15 protein-coding genes are annotated in these 15,047 nt (G+C 70.8%); 9 read left to right on the forward strand and 6 right to left on the reverse strand.

The genetic code is table 11. The annotated features are described in order from the left end of the window. Together BM204_RS21465 and BM204_RS21470 are read right to left on the reverse strand one after the other, a co-directional pair. Positions 1–1,380 (reverse strand): NAD-dependent succinate-semialdehyde dehydrogenase, encoded by a 1,380-nt coding sequence (locus BM204_RS21465; RefSeq protein WP_091117574.1) that lies wholly within the window; start codon positions 1,378–1,380, stop codon positions 1–3. A 106-nt stretch (positions 1,381–1,486) separates the two neighbouring features. Then, positions 1,487–2,713, reverse strand: a complete 1,227-nt coding sequence (locus BM204_RS21470) for a PucR family transcriptional regulator (RefSeq protein WP_143099875.1) — start codon at positions 2,711–2,713, stop codon at positions 1,487–1,489. Between the two features lie 196 nt (positions 2,714–2,909). Between BM204_RS21470 and BM204_RS21475 the strand changes: the two genes are divergently transcribed. From BM204_RS21475 to BM204_RS21500, 6 genes are all read left to right on the forward strand, one after another. Further along, positions 2,910–3,722 (forward strand): ABC transporter ATP-binding protein, encoded by an 813-nt coding sequence (locus BM204_RS21475; RefSeq protein ID WP_218031382.1) that lies wholly within the window; start codon positions 2,910–2,912, stop codon positions 3,720–3,722. Next, the gene (locus BM204_RS21480) at positions 3,719–4,561 is read left to right on the forward strand and encodes an ABC transporter ATP-binding protein (RefSeq protein ID WP_091117577.1); all 843 of its coding nucleotides are present in this window, start codon (positions 3,719–3,721) and stop codon (positions 4,559–4,561) included. The genes BM204_RS21475 and BM204_RS21480 overlap by 4 nt, the downstream gene beginning before the upstream one ends. Then, a complete protein-coding gene (locus tag BM204_RS21485) occupies positions 4,558–5,448 on the forward strand; it encodes a branched-chain amino acid ABC transporter permease (RefSeq protein WP_091117578.1) in 891 nt (296 codons plus the stop codon). The genes BM204_RS21480 and BM204_RS21485 overlap by 4 nt, the downstream gene beginning before the upstream one ends. Then, positions 5,441–6,592, forward strand: coding sequence for a branched-chain amino acid ABC transporter permease (locus tag BM204_RS21490; protein ID WP_091117580.1), 1,152 nt, complete (start codon positions 5,441–5,443; stop codon positions 6,590–6,592). Before BM204_RS21485 ends, BM204_RS21490 begins: the two co-directional genes overlap by 8 nt. Continuing rightward, positions 6,589–7,833, forward strand: a complete 1,245-nt coding sequence (locus tag BM204_RS21495; RefSeq protein ID WP_091117582.1) for an ABC transporter substrate-binding protein — start codon at positions 6,589–6,591, stop codon at positions 7,831–7,833. The genes BM204_RS21490 and BM204_RS21495 overlap by 4 nt, the downstream gene beginning before the upstream one ends. A gap of 88 nt (positions 7,834–7,921) precedes the next feature. Beyond that, positions 7,922–8,263, forward strand: a complete 342-nt coding sequence (locus tag BM204_RS21500; RefSeq protein ID WP_091117583.1) for an antibiotic biosynthesis monooxygenase family protein — start codon at positions 7,922–7,924, stop codon at positions 8,261–8,263. A gap of 144 nt (positions 8,264–8,407) precedes the next feature. Here the strand turns inward: BM204_RS21500 and BM204_RS21505 are convergent, their stop codons facing one another. Genes BM204_RS21505 through BM204_RS21515 form a run of 3 tightly spaced genes read right to left on the reverse strand, consistent with a single transcriptional unit; the run spans position 8,408 to position 10,910 of the window. Beyond that, a complete protein-coding gene (locus BM204_RS21505) occupies positions 8,408–9,229 on the reverse strand; it encodes a nuclear transport factor 2 family protein (RefSeq protein WP_091117585.1) in 822 nt (273 codons plus the stop codon). Between the two features lie 9 nt (positions 9,230–9,238). Further along, positions 9,239–9,976: a DinB family protein gene (locus BM204_RS21510; RefSeq protein ID WP_091117587.1), complete on the reverse strand. Its 738-nt coding sequence runs from the start codon at positions 9,974–9,976 to the stop codon at positions 9,239–9,241. A gap of 10 nt (positions 9,977–9,986) precedes the next feature. Next, a complete protein-coding gene (locus BM204_RS21515; RefSeq protein WP_091117589.1) occupies positions 9,987–10,910 on the reverse strand; it encodes an aminoglycoside phosphotransferase family protein in 924 nt (307 codons plus the stop codon). Positions 10,911–11,006: 96 nt separating this feature from the next. On the opposite strand from BM204_RS21515, the gene BM204_RS21520 reads away from it, so the two are divergent. After that, positions 11,007–11,849: a sigma-70 family RNA polymerase sigma factor gene (locus BM204_RS21520; RefSeq protein ID WP_218031383.1), complete on the forward strand. Its 843-nt coding sequence runs from the start codon at positions 11,007–11,009 to the stop codon at positions 11,847–11,849. 66 nt (positions 11,850–11,915) lie between these two features. Next, on the forward strand, positions 11,916–12,152 hold the full coding sequence (locus BM204_RS21525; RefSeq protein ID WP_091117591.1) for a hypothetical protein: 237 nt from the start codon (positions 11,916–11,918) through the stop codon (positions 12,150–12,152). Between the two features lie 6 nt (positions 12,153–12,158). Here BM204_RS21525 and BM204_RS21530 read toward each other — a convergent pair whose 3' ends face one another. Beyond that, a complete protein-coding gene (locus BM204_RS21530) occupies positions 12,159–14,558 on the reverse strand; it encodes a thrombospondin type 3 repeat-containing protein (RefSeq protein ID WP_091117593.1) in 2,400 nt (799 codons plus the stop codon). 202 nt (positions 14,559–14,760) lie between these two features. On the opposite strand from BM204_RS21530, the gene BM204_RS21535 reads away from it, so the two are divergent. After that, on the forward strand, positions 14,761–15,047 hold a 287-nt coding region (locus BM204_RS21535; RefSeq protein ID WP_143099876.1), incomplete at its 3' end, for a hypothetical protein.

Consider the following 15,047-nt stretch of genomic DNA (forward strand, 5'->3'; position numbering starts at 1 on the left):
TCAGCGAGCAGCAGGGGTGTAGATGAGCTTCTTGTTGACGAACTCGTCGATGCCGTAGGGGCCGAGCTCGCGACCGACGCCGGAGCGCTTGGTGCCACCGAAGGGCAGGTCGGCGACGGAGCCCTGTGCGGTGTTGATCCAGACCATGCCGGTGTCGAGCCGGTCGGCGACCTCCTGGGCCTTGGCGGTGTCGGCGCTGTAGACCACGCCGCCCAGGCCGAAGGTGGAGTCGTTGGCCAGCGCGATCGCGGCCTCGGCGTCCGCGACGCGGTAGACGACGGCTGCCGGGCCGAAGAGCTCCTCGCTGAAGGCCCGCATGTCGGGCGTGACGTCGGCGAGGACGGTGGCCTGCATGAAGGCACCCGTGCGGTCGACGCGCTTGCCGCCGGTGAGCACGGTCGCGCCCTTGGCGACGGCGTCGTCGATCTGCTCGACCAGCGTCACGACGGCCTGCTCCGAGGCGAGGGGGCCGAAGTCGACGCCGGGCTCGGTCGGGTCGCCGGGGGTGAGGCCGGCCATGGCACCGGTGAAGGCCGCCACGAAGTCGTCGTAGAGGTCGTCGACGACGATCATCCGCTTGGCGCCGTTGCACGCCTGGCCGGCGTTGCCCATGCGGCCGCGGACCGCCGACTTCACGGCCGCACCGAGGTCCTCGGTGTCGAGGAGGATGAACGCGTCGGAGCCGCCGAGCTCGAGCACGACCTTCTTCAGGTTGCGACCCGCGACCTCCGCGACGGCCGAGCCGGCGCGCTCGCTGCCGGTGACCGAGACGCCCGCGACCCGCGGGTCGGCGATGATGTCGGCCGACTGGTCGTTGGTCGCGAAGACGTTGACGTAGGCATCGGCGGGCAGGCCGGCGTCGGCGAAGAGCTGGACGATGGCCAGCGCCGACTCGGGGCACTGGTGCGCGTGCTTGAGGATGATCGTGTTGCCGATCATCAGGTTGGGCGCCGCGAACCGGGCGACCTGGTAGTAGGGGAAGTTCCACGGCATGATCCCGAGCAGCGGGCCGATCGGCTCCTTGCGGATCACCGCGTCACCGCCCATCTGCGGGCTCATCGGGGTGTCGGCCAGCAGGCCGGGGCCCTCTGTGGCGTAGTAGCGGTAGATCGAGGCGACCAGCGCGACCTCGCCCTTGCCCTCCTTGAGCGGCTTGCCCATCTCGCGGGCAATGATCCGGGCGAGGTCGTCGGCGCGTTCCTCGTAGAGGTCGGCCACGCGGAGCAGGATCGCGGCACGCTCGTCCTGGGACGTCGTGCGCCAGGCGGCGTACGCCGTGTGGGCGCGCGCGAGGGCGTCCTGGACCTCGACGTCGGTCGCGGTGGGGTAGTCCTGCTCGACCTCGCCGGTGGCGGGGTTGACGACCTGGTAGTCGCTCATGAGATGTCCTCTCGTGGGGGATGGGTGCTGCGCCGGAGATGCTGACGCGATGGGTGGCCCAACGCTCGGACGTGGCGGGAAAGTCCCGTGGCGCCGGGTGCGGGCGCTAGGAGGCGGTTGTGCCGAAGGACAAAAGCCGGTGGGCCTCGAGCGCCAGGTAGAGGTGCGCCACGTCGGTGGGGCTGCGCAGGTCGCGGTCGATGAGCTGGGTCAGCTTGCCCAGGCGGTAGCGCACGGTGTTGGGGTGGCAGTGCAGGATCCGGCCGGCCTGGGCGGCCGAGCCGTCGGCGGCGTACCACGCCCGGAGGGTGCCGAGCAGCAGTCCCTGCTCCATCACGTCGAGTGCCAGGACGGGCCCGAGCACCTGGTGGGCCAAGCCGGAGGCGAGCTCGGGGGCGGCGGCCACGAGGGCGGCCACCCGGGCGTCCTCGAAGCGCGTCACGGTGCTGGTGCCCGGGGTGGCGGCCTCGCGCGCCATGCGCGCCTGCTTGGCGGCGCCGGACGTCTCCAGGATCGACTCGAAGACCTCGCTCACGCCGACCCGGCCCAGCCCCATCGAGGCCATCTGATCGAGCATCCGCTCCAGGCGGAAGCTGCGGGTCAGCGCGACCAGGCCCAGGTCGCAGTCGGTCTCGGAGCGCCATACCGAGCGCACGCCGAACGACGTCAGCGTCCGCTCCGGCGAGGCGGTATCGCTGTCACTCTCCATCGGCGGCGGGTCGCAGGAGACCACGACGAACGTCCCGACCTGCGGCAACCGGAGCGCCTCGGCCACGTCGGTGAACGCCTGACCCGTCGAGGTGAGCCCGCTGAAGAGCGCGACGAGCGCGGTCTCCCGCAGGCGCGCGTCGCGGATCAGGTGCTCGGTCTCCACGTCGCGGTAGGCGACGGCGAGCTCCTGGGAGTAGACGTCGAGCGCGGTCCACAGCGCCGAGGCCGAGTCGAGCAGGGCCCGGTTGACGCGCGGGTCGTCGCCGCACCGGCGCACTAACGAGTTCCAGATGTGGAGGGCGCCGAGGCGGTAAGCGTGCAGCACGATGGCGAGCGGGACCTGCTGCTCCGCCCGGGTCCTGCCCGTACGACGGGGCGCGGCCAGCGCGCTCGTCTCGTTGGCCATCACGCTCTGGAGAAGCCCGACGACGTTGGGGCGCACCGAGTCCACGAGCTGGCGCATCGTGATGACCTCGACGTAGTAGGGCTCCTCCTGCCGGATCAGGTGGACGACCTCGAGGGTGAAGGCCTCGAGGTCGTCGAGCAGCTCCTGGCAGACCGCCACGATGCGTGGATCGGTGGCCGCGCTTTCAAGACGCGTCGCGGACTCCTTTGTTCTCACGAACAAAGAATGACAGATCATGTGAGTGCCGTCACTATGGTGGCGGTGCTCGCCCTGGCAGCAGGGTTAGCCCTCACCACCGACCTCCCCCGGTGGCAACCTGTCGACCTCGCGGACCGACCGATCTCGGAACCGTCGAGCTGCCCATTGCACGTGGGGGAGCTGCCTGGCCAGCGACGACGAAAGGTTGGACATGATGGACGAGACGCACGCGCCGATCCTGGAGGTCCGGGATCTCGCGGTCACCTACGGCGGGGTGGTGCAGGCCCTGCGGGGTGTGGACATCACCGTCGGCGAGGGGAGCGTGGTCGCTCTCCTGGGCAGCAACGGAGCCGGCAAGACGACGCTGCTGCGAACCCTCTCGGGGACCCTCAAGCTGCACAAGGGCCGCGTCGAGTCCGGCGAGGTCCGCTACCGGGGCTCCAGCCTCAAGGGGCGTGACCCGGCCCGCTGCGTGGCCGACGGGCTGGTGCAGGTGCCCGAGGGACGCCGCATCTTCAGCCGCCTGACTGTCGAGGAGAACCTCAAGGCTGGTGGCCTCGGCGCCAAGGACAAGTCCACCCGCGCGCCGGCGCAGGAGCGGGTCTACGACCTGTTCCCCGTGCTGGCCGACCGCCGCACCCAACGCGCCGGGCTCCTCTCCGGTGGCGAGCAGCAGATGCTCGCGATCGGACGCGGCCTCATGGCCGGGCCGAAGCTGCTGCTCCTCGACGAGCCGTCCCTGGGGCTCGCGCCCCGGATCATCGGCCAGATCGGCGAGGTCATCCGCGAGATCAACCGCCAGGGCACCTCGGTGCTGCTGGTCGAGCAGAACGCCACGATGGCGCTCGGCGTCGCCGACACCGCGTTCGTGCTCGACGTCGGCAAGGTCTCGCTCCAGGGCCCCGCCGTCGAGCTCGCCCAGAGCGACGCCGTCCAACGCCTCTACCTCGGCCACGGCGCCGAGGAGACCGAAGCCGCGGCGCCGCGTGCCGGCACGCGCAAGACCCTCGCGAGGTGGAAGGCATGAGCACGACCCAGCTGCGCAAGGACGTCCGCCCGCTGACGATCGACAACGTGACCGTGCGCTTCGGCGCGCTGCTGGCCCTCTCGGAGGTCTCCTTCTCCGTCGAGCCCGGCGCGGTCCACGCCGTCATCGGGCCCAACGGCGCCGGCAAGTCCACGATGTTCAACGTGCTCTCGGGTGTCTACGAGGTCTCCGAGGGCGAGGTGCGCTTCGGCGACGAGGTCCTCACCGGCCGCAAGCCCCACCAGATCGCCCGCCTCGGGGTCGCCCGCGCCTTCCAGAACATCGCGCTCTCCGGTTCCCAGACCGTCGTCCAGAACCTGATGCTCGGTCGCCACCGGCTGACGACCGCCGGCTTCGTGTCCGCCGGGCTCCGCCTGCCCAAGGCTCGCAACGAGGAGAAGCGTCACACCGCCCGCGTCTGCGAGATCGCGGAGTTCCTCGAGCTCGGCAACAAGCTGCACGTGCCGGTCGGCGTGCTGTCCTACGGCGACCAGAAGCGGGTCGAGGTCGCCCGCGCGCTCTCGACCGAGCCGCGCCTGCTGCTCCTCGACGAGCCGGTCGCCGGCATGAACGCCGAGGAGACCGCACGCATGGCCCAGACGGTGCTCGAGATCCGTGACGCCCTCGGCATCACGGTGATCCTCGTCGAGCACGACATGGGCATGGTCATGGGCATCGCCGACCGGGTCACGGTGCTCGACTTCGGTCGCCGCATCGCCGACGGCACCCCCGATGAGGTGCAGGCCGACCCCGAGGTCATCCGGGCCTACCTGGGCTCCGGCGACGAGACCGATCCGGCGGCAGCCGCCGCCCACGGCACGGCCGAGGAGACACCGTGAACCAGTTCCTGTCCCTGCTCCTCAACGGGCTCTCGCTGGGCGCGATCTACGCGCTCATCGCGCTGGGCTTCGTGATCATCTTCAAGGCAAGCGAGGTCGTCACCTTTATGCAGGGCTCGCTCCTGCTGCTCGGTGCCTACCTGATCGCCCGCCTCAGCGAGCCGATCGGCTTCTGGGCCGCCGCTGCCGTCGGCATCGTCGGCACCGCGGCCGCGGCCGTGCTCGTCGAGCGGTTGTTGATCAGCCGGCTGCGGGGGGCGCCCGTGATCAGCCTGGCGATCCTGACCATCGGCGTCGACCTGATCATCTTGACCGAGATCACCCGGCGCATCGGCTCCGACATCCTCAACGTCGGGCACCCGTGGGGTGGCGACGCGGTCTCGATCGGCGGCGTCGGCATCACGACCAACCGGGCGCTGGCCATCGTCGTCGCCGGCATCCTGATCGGCGCCTTCTTCATCGCCTTCAAGTTCTCCAGCTGGGGCATCGCCATGCGCGCCGCTGCGGAGGACGGCGAGGCGGCGGCCCTGATGGGCATCCGGCTCGGCTGGGTCTCGATGGTCGCCTGGCTCGTGGCCGGTGTGCTCGCCGCCGTGGCCGGCCTGTTCGCGACCGGCTCGCCCACCCCGGGGGTGACCCCCGCGATCTGGGCGGTCGCGCTGGCCGCCCTCCCGGCCGCGATCCTCGGCGGCCTCGACTCCACCGGCGGTGCGCTCGTCGGTGGCCTGATCATCGGCGTTGCCACCGCCATGGCCGCCGGCTACCAGGACCAGATCGCCTTCCTCGGCCGCGGCTTCGGCGAGGTCGTGCCCTACGTCGTGATGGTCGCTGTCCTGCTCGTCCGGCCCTCCGGCCTCTTCGGAACCAGGGATGTGACCCGTGTCTGACACCTCCACCGCCACCCGTCTCGTCAAGGGCGTCGTGCTGCTGGCGCTCCTCGTCGTGCTGCTCGCGCTGCCCCTCTACGTGGAGGAGTTCTGGCTCCGCACCGGCTTCGCGGTCTTCGCCGCGATCATCGGTGCGGTCGGTCTCAACCTGCTGGTCGGCACGACGGGGCAGCTGTCGTTGGCCCACGCGTTCTTCCTGGCAGTCGGTGCCCTGACCTACGTCTACGTCTCCGGTGACCCCGGCGGCTCCGCCATCGAGTACGGCGGCTTCGGGCTGCCGCCGATCGTCGGCATGGTCGCCGGCGTCGTGATGGCCGGTCTCGCGGGAGTCCTCTTCAGCCCGATCGCCGCCCGGTTGCGCGGCATCTACCTCGGCGTCGCGTCACTCGGGCTGGTGTTCATCGGCCAGCACCTCCTCAACACCTGGACCTCGGTCAGCGGTGGCTTCAACGGTCGTCTCGCGCCGGCGTTCGATCTCTTCGGCTTCAGCTTCGGTGGCAACGAGGAGCCCTACCTCGCGGTCCTCGGCGTGCCCTTCGGCCAGGCCGAGCGCCTCTGGTACCTCGGCCTCGCGCTCTGCGCACTGGCCTGCTGGTTCGCCTCCAACCTGCTGCGCTCACGTCCGGGCCGCGCGCTGCAGAACGTGCGGGACAGCGAGGTCGCGGCGTCGGTCATGGGCGTCAACGTCCAGGAGTACAAGGCGAAGGTCTTCCTCGTCTCCTCCATGTACGCCGGCCTCGCCGGTGTCCTCTACGCCCTGTCCATCGGGTCGGTCGCCCCGGAGTCGTTCTCGCTGCTGCTCTCCGTGCAGTACCTCGCGATGATCGTGCTCGGTGGCCTCGGCTCGGTCGGCGGCGCAGCGATGGGAGCGGCGTTCGTGAGCGCGCTGCCGCTGGTGCTCCAGCAGTACTCCGGTTCGCTGCCCTTCATCGTCGAGCCAGGCCAGCCCGGCATCGTCGCGAGCCAGGCCGCGGCTTTCCTCTATGGCGGGGCGATCGTCCTCGTCGTGATGTTCGAGCCCGGTGGTCTCGCCGGCCTCGCCCGGCGCCTCAAGCGACAACCTCGTCCCCCGCAAGAATCACCGCCCGTCAGCACCACCTCGTCGGCCCCCGCCGACTCGTCCTCAGGAGGAACACCCAGATGAACACCAACAAGCGCCGGGCGATCACGCTCGTCTCAGCGGTCCTGCTCGTGACTGCCACGGGCTGCAGCACCAAGGCCGAGGAGGGGGGCGGTGACACCACGTCCGAGGATGGCGTCAAGATCGGTCGCGGCATCGAGGGTGACACGATCAGCCTCGGGTCCCTCACCGACCTGACGGGCGTCTTCGCCGCCCTGGGCGCCGACATCACCAACGCGCAGGCGCTCTACTGGAAGACCCTCAACGCCGGTGACAAGATCTGCGGCACCTACTCGGTCGACGAGATCGTCAAGGACCACGGCTACGACACCCAGCGCGGCATCCAGCTCTACAGCTCCTTCAAGGAGGACGTGCTGGCGATCGAGCAGACCATCGGCTCGCCGATCAACACCGGCCTCGCGCAGCAGCTCGAGGCCGACAGCATGGTCAACATCCCCGGAGCCTGGGCCCAGTCGCTGACCGAGGTCGCGGAGAACACGGTCGTCGGGTCGACGTACGAGGTCGAGATGATCAACGTCCTCGACTACCTCCTCGAGGAGGGCGAGATCGAGGAGGGCGCCAAGATCGGCCACATCTACTTCGAGGGTGAGTACGGCGAGGGCGGGCTCGCGGGCTCGGAGTTCTTCGCCGAGCAGCACGACATGGAGGTGGTCGAGGTGCAGATCCAGCCCACCGACACCGACATGACCGCCCAGGTCACCAAGCTCGAGTCCGAGGGTGTCGACGTCATCGCGATCACCGTGGCTCCAGGCCAGACGGCCTCGATCGCCGGCGTCGCCGCTGCCAGCGGCCTCGACGTGCCGATCGCCGGCAACAACCCGGTCTACGCGCCGGGCCTGCTGGACACGCCGGCCGGTGACGCGCTCAAGGCCAACCTCTACGTCGCGTCCCCGGTCGCGCCGTTCGACCAGAAGCCCGAGATCCTCAAGGCCTACCAGGCTGAGTTCGACAACGACCCCACGCTGGGTGTCATGTTCGGCTTCGCGGCTGCTGACGTCATGCGTCAGATCCTCGAGAAGGCCTGTGACGACGGCGACCTGACGCCCGAGGGTGTGCTGGCTGCCAAGGAGAGCATCGGCACCGTCGACACCGGTGGCATCGCGGTGCCGTTGGAGTTCATCGTCGGCGAGTCGCCCTCCAACGCGAGCTACATCTTCAAGGCCGACGACGTCCCCGGTGGCGCCGTCTCCGTCTCTGACCTCTACGAGGGCGACGACGTCGCTGCGTTCGTCGAGGGCGGCTGATCCTCAAGCTCCACCTGAACGACTGATCCCGACCCGCGGAGCCGACCGGCTCCGCGGGTCGGTGTCACTTCTGCTGAAGGATGGCGCCATGACCTCCTCACCCGTCCTCGAGCACGCCCTCCTGCGCGTCCGCCCCGGTGAGGGCGAGGCGTTCGAGGCCGCGATGGCCGACGCGCTGCCGCTGATCCGGCGCCAGACAGGATTGCTCGGTGTCTCGGTCACCCGCTGCGTCGAGGCGCCCGAGACCTACCTGCTGCTCGTGACCTGGCGGACGCTCGAGGATCACGAGACCGGTTTCCGCGGCTCGGCCGACTACGAGCAGTGGCGGGCCCTGCTGCACCACTTCTACGAGCCGTTCCCGACCGTCACGCACTTCGCGGTCGTCGACCGGGGCGGGCTGCTCGGGGGGTCACTGCCGGAGCTTGCATGAGTCCCCGGACAACCGGGGAGACCTGCGCTTGTCCGCCAATCCTCCCGGGCAGTTCGCCGTTCGCGGCAGCCGGCTGAGCGTGAGGATGCCGTCGCGGCCGGCCAACTGCCGACGTTCTGATCGGCGGGCTCAGGCGAGGCAGGCTCAGGCGAGGCGGGGTCCGGCGTGACCGGCGAGGCAGGTCCACGCCCCGCCCTCGCGCACCCACGTCTGCGTCATCGGCATCCGGAAGGTCGCGGGCTCGCCGGCGTCGTCGAGCACCACGTCCGTCACCTCCGCGCGCAGGACCGCGGTGTCGCCGACCACGACGACCTCGGGGTCGACCAGCTCCTGCGAGCGCCAGACGGTGTGGCCCTCGGTGTTGCGCCGCACGTAGTCCGCGCGGTCGTAGGTCTCGCCCATGTGCGAGGTCCAGCGGAAGTCGGGGTGCAGCAGAGCCGCGAGACGAGCCGCGTCGCCGACCGCCAGGGCCGCTGCCCGCGCGAGCGCGGCCTCGATCACCTCCCGCGCCGGAGCCCGCGCCGGAGCCGGCGCCTGCGCTGGCGACGGCTCCGACATCGGCGTGCCGCCGAGCATCGGCGCGGACTGCCGGCCGCTGCCGGTCAGCTGCAGCCGCGCCTCCTGCTGCACGATCGGCGAGAGCGACTCGAGGTCGTGGCTGACGAAGTAGCCGTCCGGGCCTGTGTCGAGCACGCGGGTGACGGGGCCGGCATAGCGGATGCCGCGCGCCACGTCGTGCAGCTCGGTGAGCAGGATGCGCGCCTGTGGGAAGAGCCCGCGTAGGGAGCCGATCAGCTGCCCGCTCACCACCGTCGTGAGCACGATGTTGGTCGTGGGAGGCGCCCGCTTGATGTCGACCACCACGTAGTCCGGCCCGAGCAGCTCGCTCAGGTCGGCCCGCGCCTCGTCCGAGAGGGGCATGGTCGTCGCGACGACGATGGCCCCGCCGGCCCCGAGCTCGGTCACCTGGGCAGACTACGTGGCCGCGGCCTCGATCGCGTCGAGGTCGCGCACGGCGAAGCGGTGGTGCTCCCACTCCTCGTTGAGGATCACGTGTAGGCATGCCAGCACCGTCTCCGGGTGGGCCGGGTTCCACGGGTTGCGCCGCTCCTCGGCCAGCAGCTCCGGGGTGACGGCCGCGATGAAGTCGCGCACGTGCGCGATGTGCTCGGCGCGGACCGTGAGGACCTCGTCGTACGACGGCTGCTCGGTGCTGAAGACGGAGATGTCCAGGCCGTCCATCGCGTACTCCGCGTGGGGTTGGCCGAACGGGTGGTAGGGCTGCTCGAGCTCCTGGATCGCCTTGTGCAGCCAGACGTCCGTGGCCATGACGAGGTGCCGCAGGGTCTGGGCGAAGGACCACTCGCCACTGATCGACACGTCGACCGTGCCCGCGGGCATCGTCGCCGCGCGCTCGAGCGTCGCCGTCCAGGTGCGCTCGAGCGTGGCCCAGGCCTGGCGCAGTCCCTCGGGGGTCGCGGCACGTCGCTCGGCCCGGCCCGGGAAGCGGCGGTCGAGCTCGGCGTCGACGAGCGGGGCGACGTTGACGCCGTTGACCAGCAGCACCCCGCCCTCCTCCATCAGCCACGGAGCATCGATCTCGACACCCTGCACGTCGACGGCGCGCAGCACCGCTCCGGACAGGTCGCACCTGACGAACCGGGCGACGGTGAGGTCTTCGTCGACGAACTCGCGTCTGGGGGACTCGCTCATGTGCCCATCCTCACCCCGCCAGCGCCGCGCGCGCCATCACCAGACGATCGGCGCAGCGCCGCGGCATGGTCTCGCCGTAGTAGGCGAAGGTCATCAGCGCGATCAGCAGCGCCCAGCCCCGTGAGGTGGTCCAGGTGGCGTCGTCGACGTCGAGCTCGCGCCGCAGCGCCGCGCGCCCCGCCTCGTCGAGCACCTCCCACGCCACGACCAGGTCCACGGTCGGGTCGCCGACGGCGAGGCCGCCGAGGTCGAGCACACCGGTGAGGCGGCCGTCGCGCACCAGCAGGTTCTCCGCCACCAGGTCGCCGTGGAGGAAGACGGGCTCCGCTGTCGTCGAGCAGGCGTCCGTCGCGAGCTCCCACACCCGCAGCGCCTCATGGAGATCGATCCCGACGTCCAGCGGCCCACACTCCTCGACCAGCTCGCGGAAGTCCGGGTTGAGGTCGACCAGCGGCAGTGCGCGGTACGACGACAGCTCGGCGCTCACGGTCCCCTCGGGCACCGCGACGGTCCGGAGCGCGGCGAGGAACCTGGCCAGGTCGACGCCCAGCGGCACCGACCCGGTCTTCGCCGGGGTGGCCACATCGCCGGGCAGCCACCGGGCGATCGACCAGCGCTCCGGATAACCCAGGTCGGGCTCACCCACCCCGACGATCTCCGGCACCGCGACCTCGACGGCGCCCGCCACGACCGGCAGCCAGCGCGACTCCTTGACGATGCCGACACCCCCGCCGGGCTGTCGCGGCAGCCGCACCACCAGGTCGTCGCCCAGGTGGAAGAGCGCGTTGGACGACCCGGAGCCCGCGACCGGTCGCAGATCTAGGACAGCGAGGTCGGGGAACGCCCGGGAGACCAGGCGTCTCACGAGCCCGGTGTCGATCGGGAGCTCGTCGGCGTGCAGGCGGGGCTGGTCGGCGTGCCCGTCGGTGCTCATGCGGCCACCCTAGGCAGGCTCCTGGCGCACGGTGGTCACACCAATGCCCACCCGCGCGTCATGCGAGTGACCGACGAGAAGTGGAAGGGTGGAGCCGTGGACCAGACAGAGCTGTTCGAGGCCGAGCGACCACGCCTGGTGGGGCTCGCGAGCCGGGTGCTCGGGGACCACGCCGAGGCGCAGGATGTCGTTCAACAGGCGTGGCTGCGCCTGCACGGCACGGACGCCGAGATCGAGAGCCTTCCGGCTTGGCTGACGACCGTGACGACCCGGCTGTGCCTGGACCGGCTGCGCTCGCGCACTCCCGTGCCGATCGAGCAGGTGGACGACGAGCTCGCGGTGGGCATCGGCGACCCGGCCGACGACGTCGCGCTCGCCGACACCGTCGGCCTGGCCCTGCACGTCGTGCTGGACCGGCTCTCCCCACGCGAGCGGGTCGCCTTCGTGCTCCACGACAGCTTCGGCTTCGAGTTCCCCACGATCGCTGCCGTGCTCGACAGCACGCCGGCCGCGGCCCGCAAGCTCGCGTCTCGCGCCCGGGCGAAGGTCGCCCAGCCGGCCTCGGAGGACCGCCTGGCCGACTGGGAGGTGGTCGACGCCTTCATGGCCGCGGCCAAGGGTGGTGACCTCGACCGGTTGCTCCGCCTGCTCGCGCCCGACGCCGCGGTCACCGCCGACGACGCCGCGATACTGGCCGGAACTCCGCGCCAGATCGAGGGCCGCGCGGAGGTCGCGGCCTTCTTCGACGGCAGCGCCCAGGCCGCGCTCCCCGTCTTCGTGGGCGACCGGCCCGGCACCGCGTGGTTCCACCTGGGCGAGGCCAAGGTGGTCTTCGACTTCGTCGTCGCCGACGGCCTCGTGCACGCCATCACCTTCCGTGCCGCGCCCGACGTGCTCGAGGGCGTCGTACGCCGGGACGGCGGGCGGCCGCGCACCTGAAGCGGTCACACCTGGCGCGTCCCGATCCTCAGCACAGCAGCACCTCACGACAAGATGGAGACACCCATGAAGACCATGACCTGCCGGGCCCTCGGCGGCCCCTGCGACCTCGCGCACCAGGGCGAGAGCGCCGACGACGTCATCAACGCCCAGGACGCTCATCTCAAGGCGGCCGAGAAGGCCGGTGACGCGACCCACCAGGACGCACGCGACGCCATGAAGGGCCGGTGGCGGCACCCGAGGAGGTCGATGGGGTGGTACCGCGACACCAAGGCCGCCTTCGCTGCCCTCCCGGAGGGGTGACCCCGCTCAGCGCACCTCGCGCACCACCGAGGTGAGCGCGCCGGTGCGGTCCAGCCACACGGTCCGGACCCGGTGCACGCCACGCGGCACCGCGACGGTCAGGTCGAAGCGACCGGTGCCGAAGGCGCGGTCCATGCGCACCTTGTGGACCTGCCGGCCGTCGACGAGGACCCGGATCCACTCCGAGGCAGGTGCCGGGCAGCCGGTGGCGGTGGAGGCCGGGAGCCGCTTGCACTGGTCCTTGCCGTTGGGCACGCCGTCGCCGTCGATGTCGGGGCAGCCGGAGGGCAGTGGCCCGGGCAGCGTCGGGCAGGCGTCACCCGGGTCGGTCAGGCCGTCGCGGTCGCGGTCCTTGCCCAGCGGCGTGATCTTTGCGCGCAGCGTGTAGGTCGTGCCCGTGGGTCCCACCAGGGTCGGGTTGACCTCGAGCTCGATCGGTCCCTGGACCTTCGGGAGCACGAGCGTGTCGGGCTTGCCGCCCGAGCTGTAGACGGGGTCGCCGGCTCCCGGCTGGGCCGTCAGGTCGAGGTCGGAGACCGGGTCGGACCAGTCGAGGGTCAGCTCGACCTTGCTCGGCGAGGTGACCGACATCGAGAAGACGTGCGGGTCGGAGACGAGGCTGCCCAGGCCGCCGTTGCTCTGCGAGAGCGCGAAGGAGTTGCCGTCCTTGGCGCGGAAGGACAGCGCGTAGGGCTTGGTGCCGGTGGGCGGCGTCGCCTGCTGCGGTCCCTTGACCGCGCGGAGCGTGCGTCCGGTCACCCCGATCCGGCCCTGGCCGGAAGGCGCGGTGTCGTCGACGTAGACGACCCGCTTGGCGTTCTGCACGCTGCTGGTGCTGCCGACGTAGTAGGGCGCCACGTTGCCGAAGGACTCCAGGTAGCGGCGCGAGATCGCGAAGCGGACCGTGCCGGCCGCGCGGTTCCACGTGCTCACGCCGTCGAGGAAGGTCTCGGCCCCGTTGTCGTAGGTGTTGGCGCCGTCGCCGGCCGGCCCGATCGAGTCGAAGCGACGACCGTTGACGATCAGGCTGTAGGACGACGCGCCGGTCGTGCCCGAGGTCGGCGAGAGTCGGGCCACCTTGACCGTGGCGAGGAGCTGGGTGTTGGTGACGCGCACGTCGAGCCCACGCAGGTCGTTGAAGGGGCTGTCGGCGTCACCCGCGGGATCGACCACCATGCCGTTGGCACGACGAGGCTGCTTGCCCTTGGCGACGTACGCCGCCGTGCCGGTGAGCCGCACCCGACCGTCGTCCGTGCGGCTCGGCCGCTTCAGGGTGAGCCGGGGGCGCGTGGTCGTGACGGGGGTCGGCGACCAGCTGACGCGCGCGCCGGGCAGGACGCCCACGTCGGGCTGGGGGCAGTCGGCCGGCGAGCCGGTGGCCGACGCGTAGATGTGGTCGCTCGGGCTCTGCACCTGGAAGGGGTTGCGGCCGTCACCGGGGAGGTCGTTGGCCTCCAGCTTGTCCTTGCGGGTCACCTTGCCGTCGCGGTTGCGGTCGAGGTAGCCGCTCATCCGCAGCGCGAAGCCCTCGACGTCGAGGCTGGAGACGCACTTGCTCAGGCCCGGCGGGTCCTCGTTGTAGCTCATGATGTCGTTGGTCGGCACCGGCCCCCAGGAGCCCTCCGCGCCGTCACCGACGTGGCCGACGGTCAGGCAGTGGCCGAACTCGTGGCTGACCAGGTCGAAGAGGCTGAACACCTCGGTGGTGCCCGGCAGCGGGTCGATGGCGCCGTTGATCGCGAAGCAGACGTTGCCGCCCGCGCCGCCGCAGTCCTCGACGTAGGTGCCGGAACGCTCCTCGTGGTGGGTGTCGAAGCCCGGGATCGCCTCCCAGGCAGCGAAGTCGAAGGGGTTCTCGATGCTGGTGCACGGCACGCCCTGCGCGTCGTAGATGCCGATGTCGCCGGCAAACTGCGCCGGGTCGATGCCGATGCCGATGCCGCCGGCCGGGTTGGTTCCGACGAGGACGATCTCGGGGTCGACCAGTGGGTAGGTCGTGAACTCGCCACTCAGCGCGTCGACGGTGATGTGGAAGTCGACCTCGGTGAGCCACGGCTGCTTCATCCGCTTGGCGAGCTGCTCGATCCCGCCCTCCCACATCTCGACGGACTGGCGCATCACTCGCATGTCGCGCTCGGCCGTCGGCGAGGCCGGGACGAGCACGAGGACGTCGACCTGGGGCGAGTCGAGCGCGTTGAGCCCGGTGCGCATGTGGAAGCACTCGTTGGCCGGGTTGTCGAGGCTCATGTCGCGGATGCACCCCGGCGGCAGGTTGCCGTCGCCGAAGTAGGACTGCGAGTAGGGACGGGTGCTCGGCTGCGAGGGGCTGGCATAGGAGACCGCACCGGCCACGAGGGCGACGGAGAGGACGACGGGCAGCAGCAGTCGGCGGAGGAGGAAGCGCAAGGTGGGACCTTTCGGAGGACGTCGACACCTCAACGACCTGCGCGCTGTCGGGTTATCGGCAGCGGCGTCACGGCTGTGTGTCAGCGGGTCCCACTCGTTGGTTCGCTGCACCAACCGGTCGAGCCCAAGGTCCGGCAACCTGCGCAGGCAACCTGTGTACTGGTGCTTGTCAACCGAACGTCTCTTCGACTACACTAGACGCATGACCGGCGCCGCGATCGACCCCCACGAGGTCGATGACGACGCGCCCACACCCACGAACCTGATCGCTGAGATCCGCGCCGCCAAAGCTGCAGAGAACGCCGCCGGGTTGCGGATGTTCCACCTCGCCATCGCCTGGGCCCACGCCCACCCCGAGACCCCCGGCGACCAGTCCTGGAAGGCGCCCAGGTCGACCCACGTCCCCGGTGAACCGATGGGCGACGGGTCCCCGAACTCTGATGACCTCGACGAGGTCCAGTGGTTCGGGATCCCCCCCATCACCTGGTC

Source organism: Nocardioides psychrotolerans (genome assembly GCF_900113685.1).
Lineage (GTDB): Bacteria > Actinomycetota > Actinomycetes > Propionibacteriales > Nocardioidaceae > Nocardioides > Nocardioides psychrotolerans.

Coding starts and splice junctions, on each gene's coding strand:
- BM204_RS21475 (WP_218031382.1), top strand. CDS start 2,910: ATGGACGAGACGCACGCGCCGATCCTGGAGGTCCGGGATCTCGCGGTC.
- BM204_RS21480 (WP_091117577.1), top strand. CDS start 3,719: ATGAGCACGACCCAGCTGCGCAAGGACGTCCGCCCGCTGACGATCGAC.
- BM204_RS21500 (WP_091117583.1), top strand. CDS start 7,922: ATGACCTCCTCACCCGTCCTCGAGCACGCCCTCCTGCGCGTCCGCCCC.
- BM204_RS21515 (WP_091117589.1), bottom strand. CDS start 10,910: ATGAGCACCGACGGGCACGCCGACCAGCCCCGCCTGCACGCCGACGAG.
- BM204_RS21465 (WP_091117574.1), bottom strand. CDS start 1,380: ATGAGCGACTACCAGGTCGTCAACCCCGCCACCGGCGAGGTCGAGCAG.
- BM204_RS21510 (WP_091117587.1), bottom strand. CDS start 9,976: ATGAGCGAGTCCCCCAGACGCGAGTTCGTCGACGAAGACCTCACCGTC.
- BM204_RS21525 (WP_091117591.1), top strand. CDS start 11,916: ATGAAGACCATGACCTGCCGGGCCCTCGGCGGCCCCTGCGACCTCGCG.
- BM204_RS21495 (WP_091117582.1), top strand. CDS start 6,589: ATGAACACCAACAAGCGCCGGGCGATCACGCTCGTCTCAGCGGTCCTG.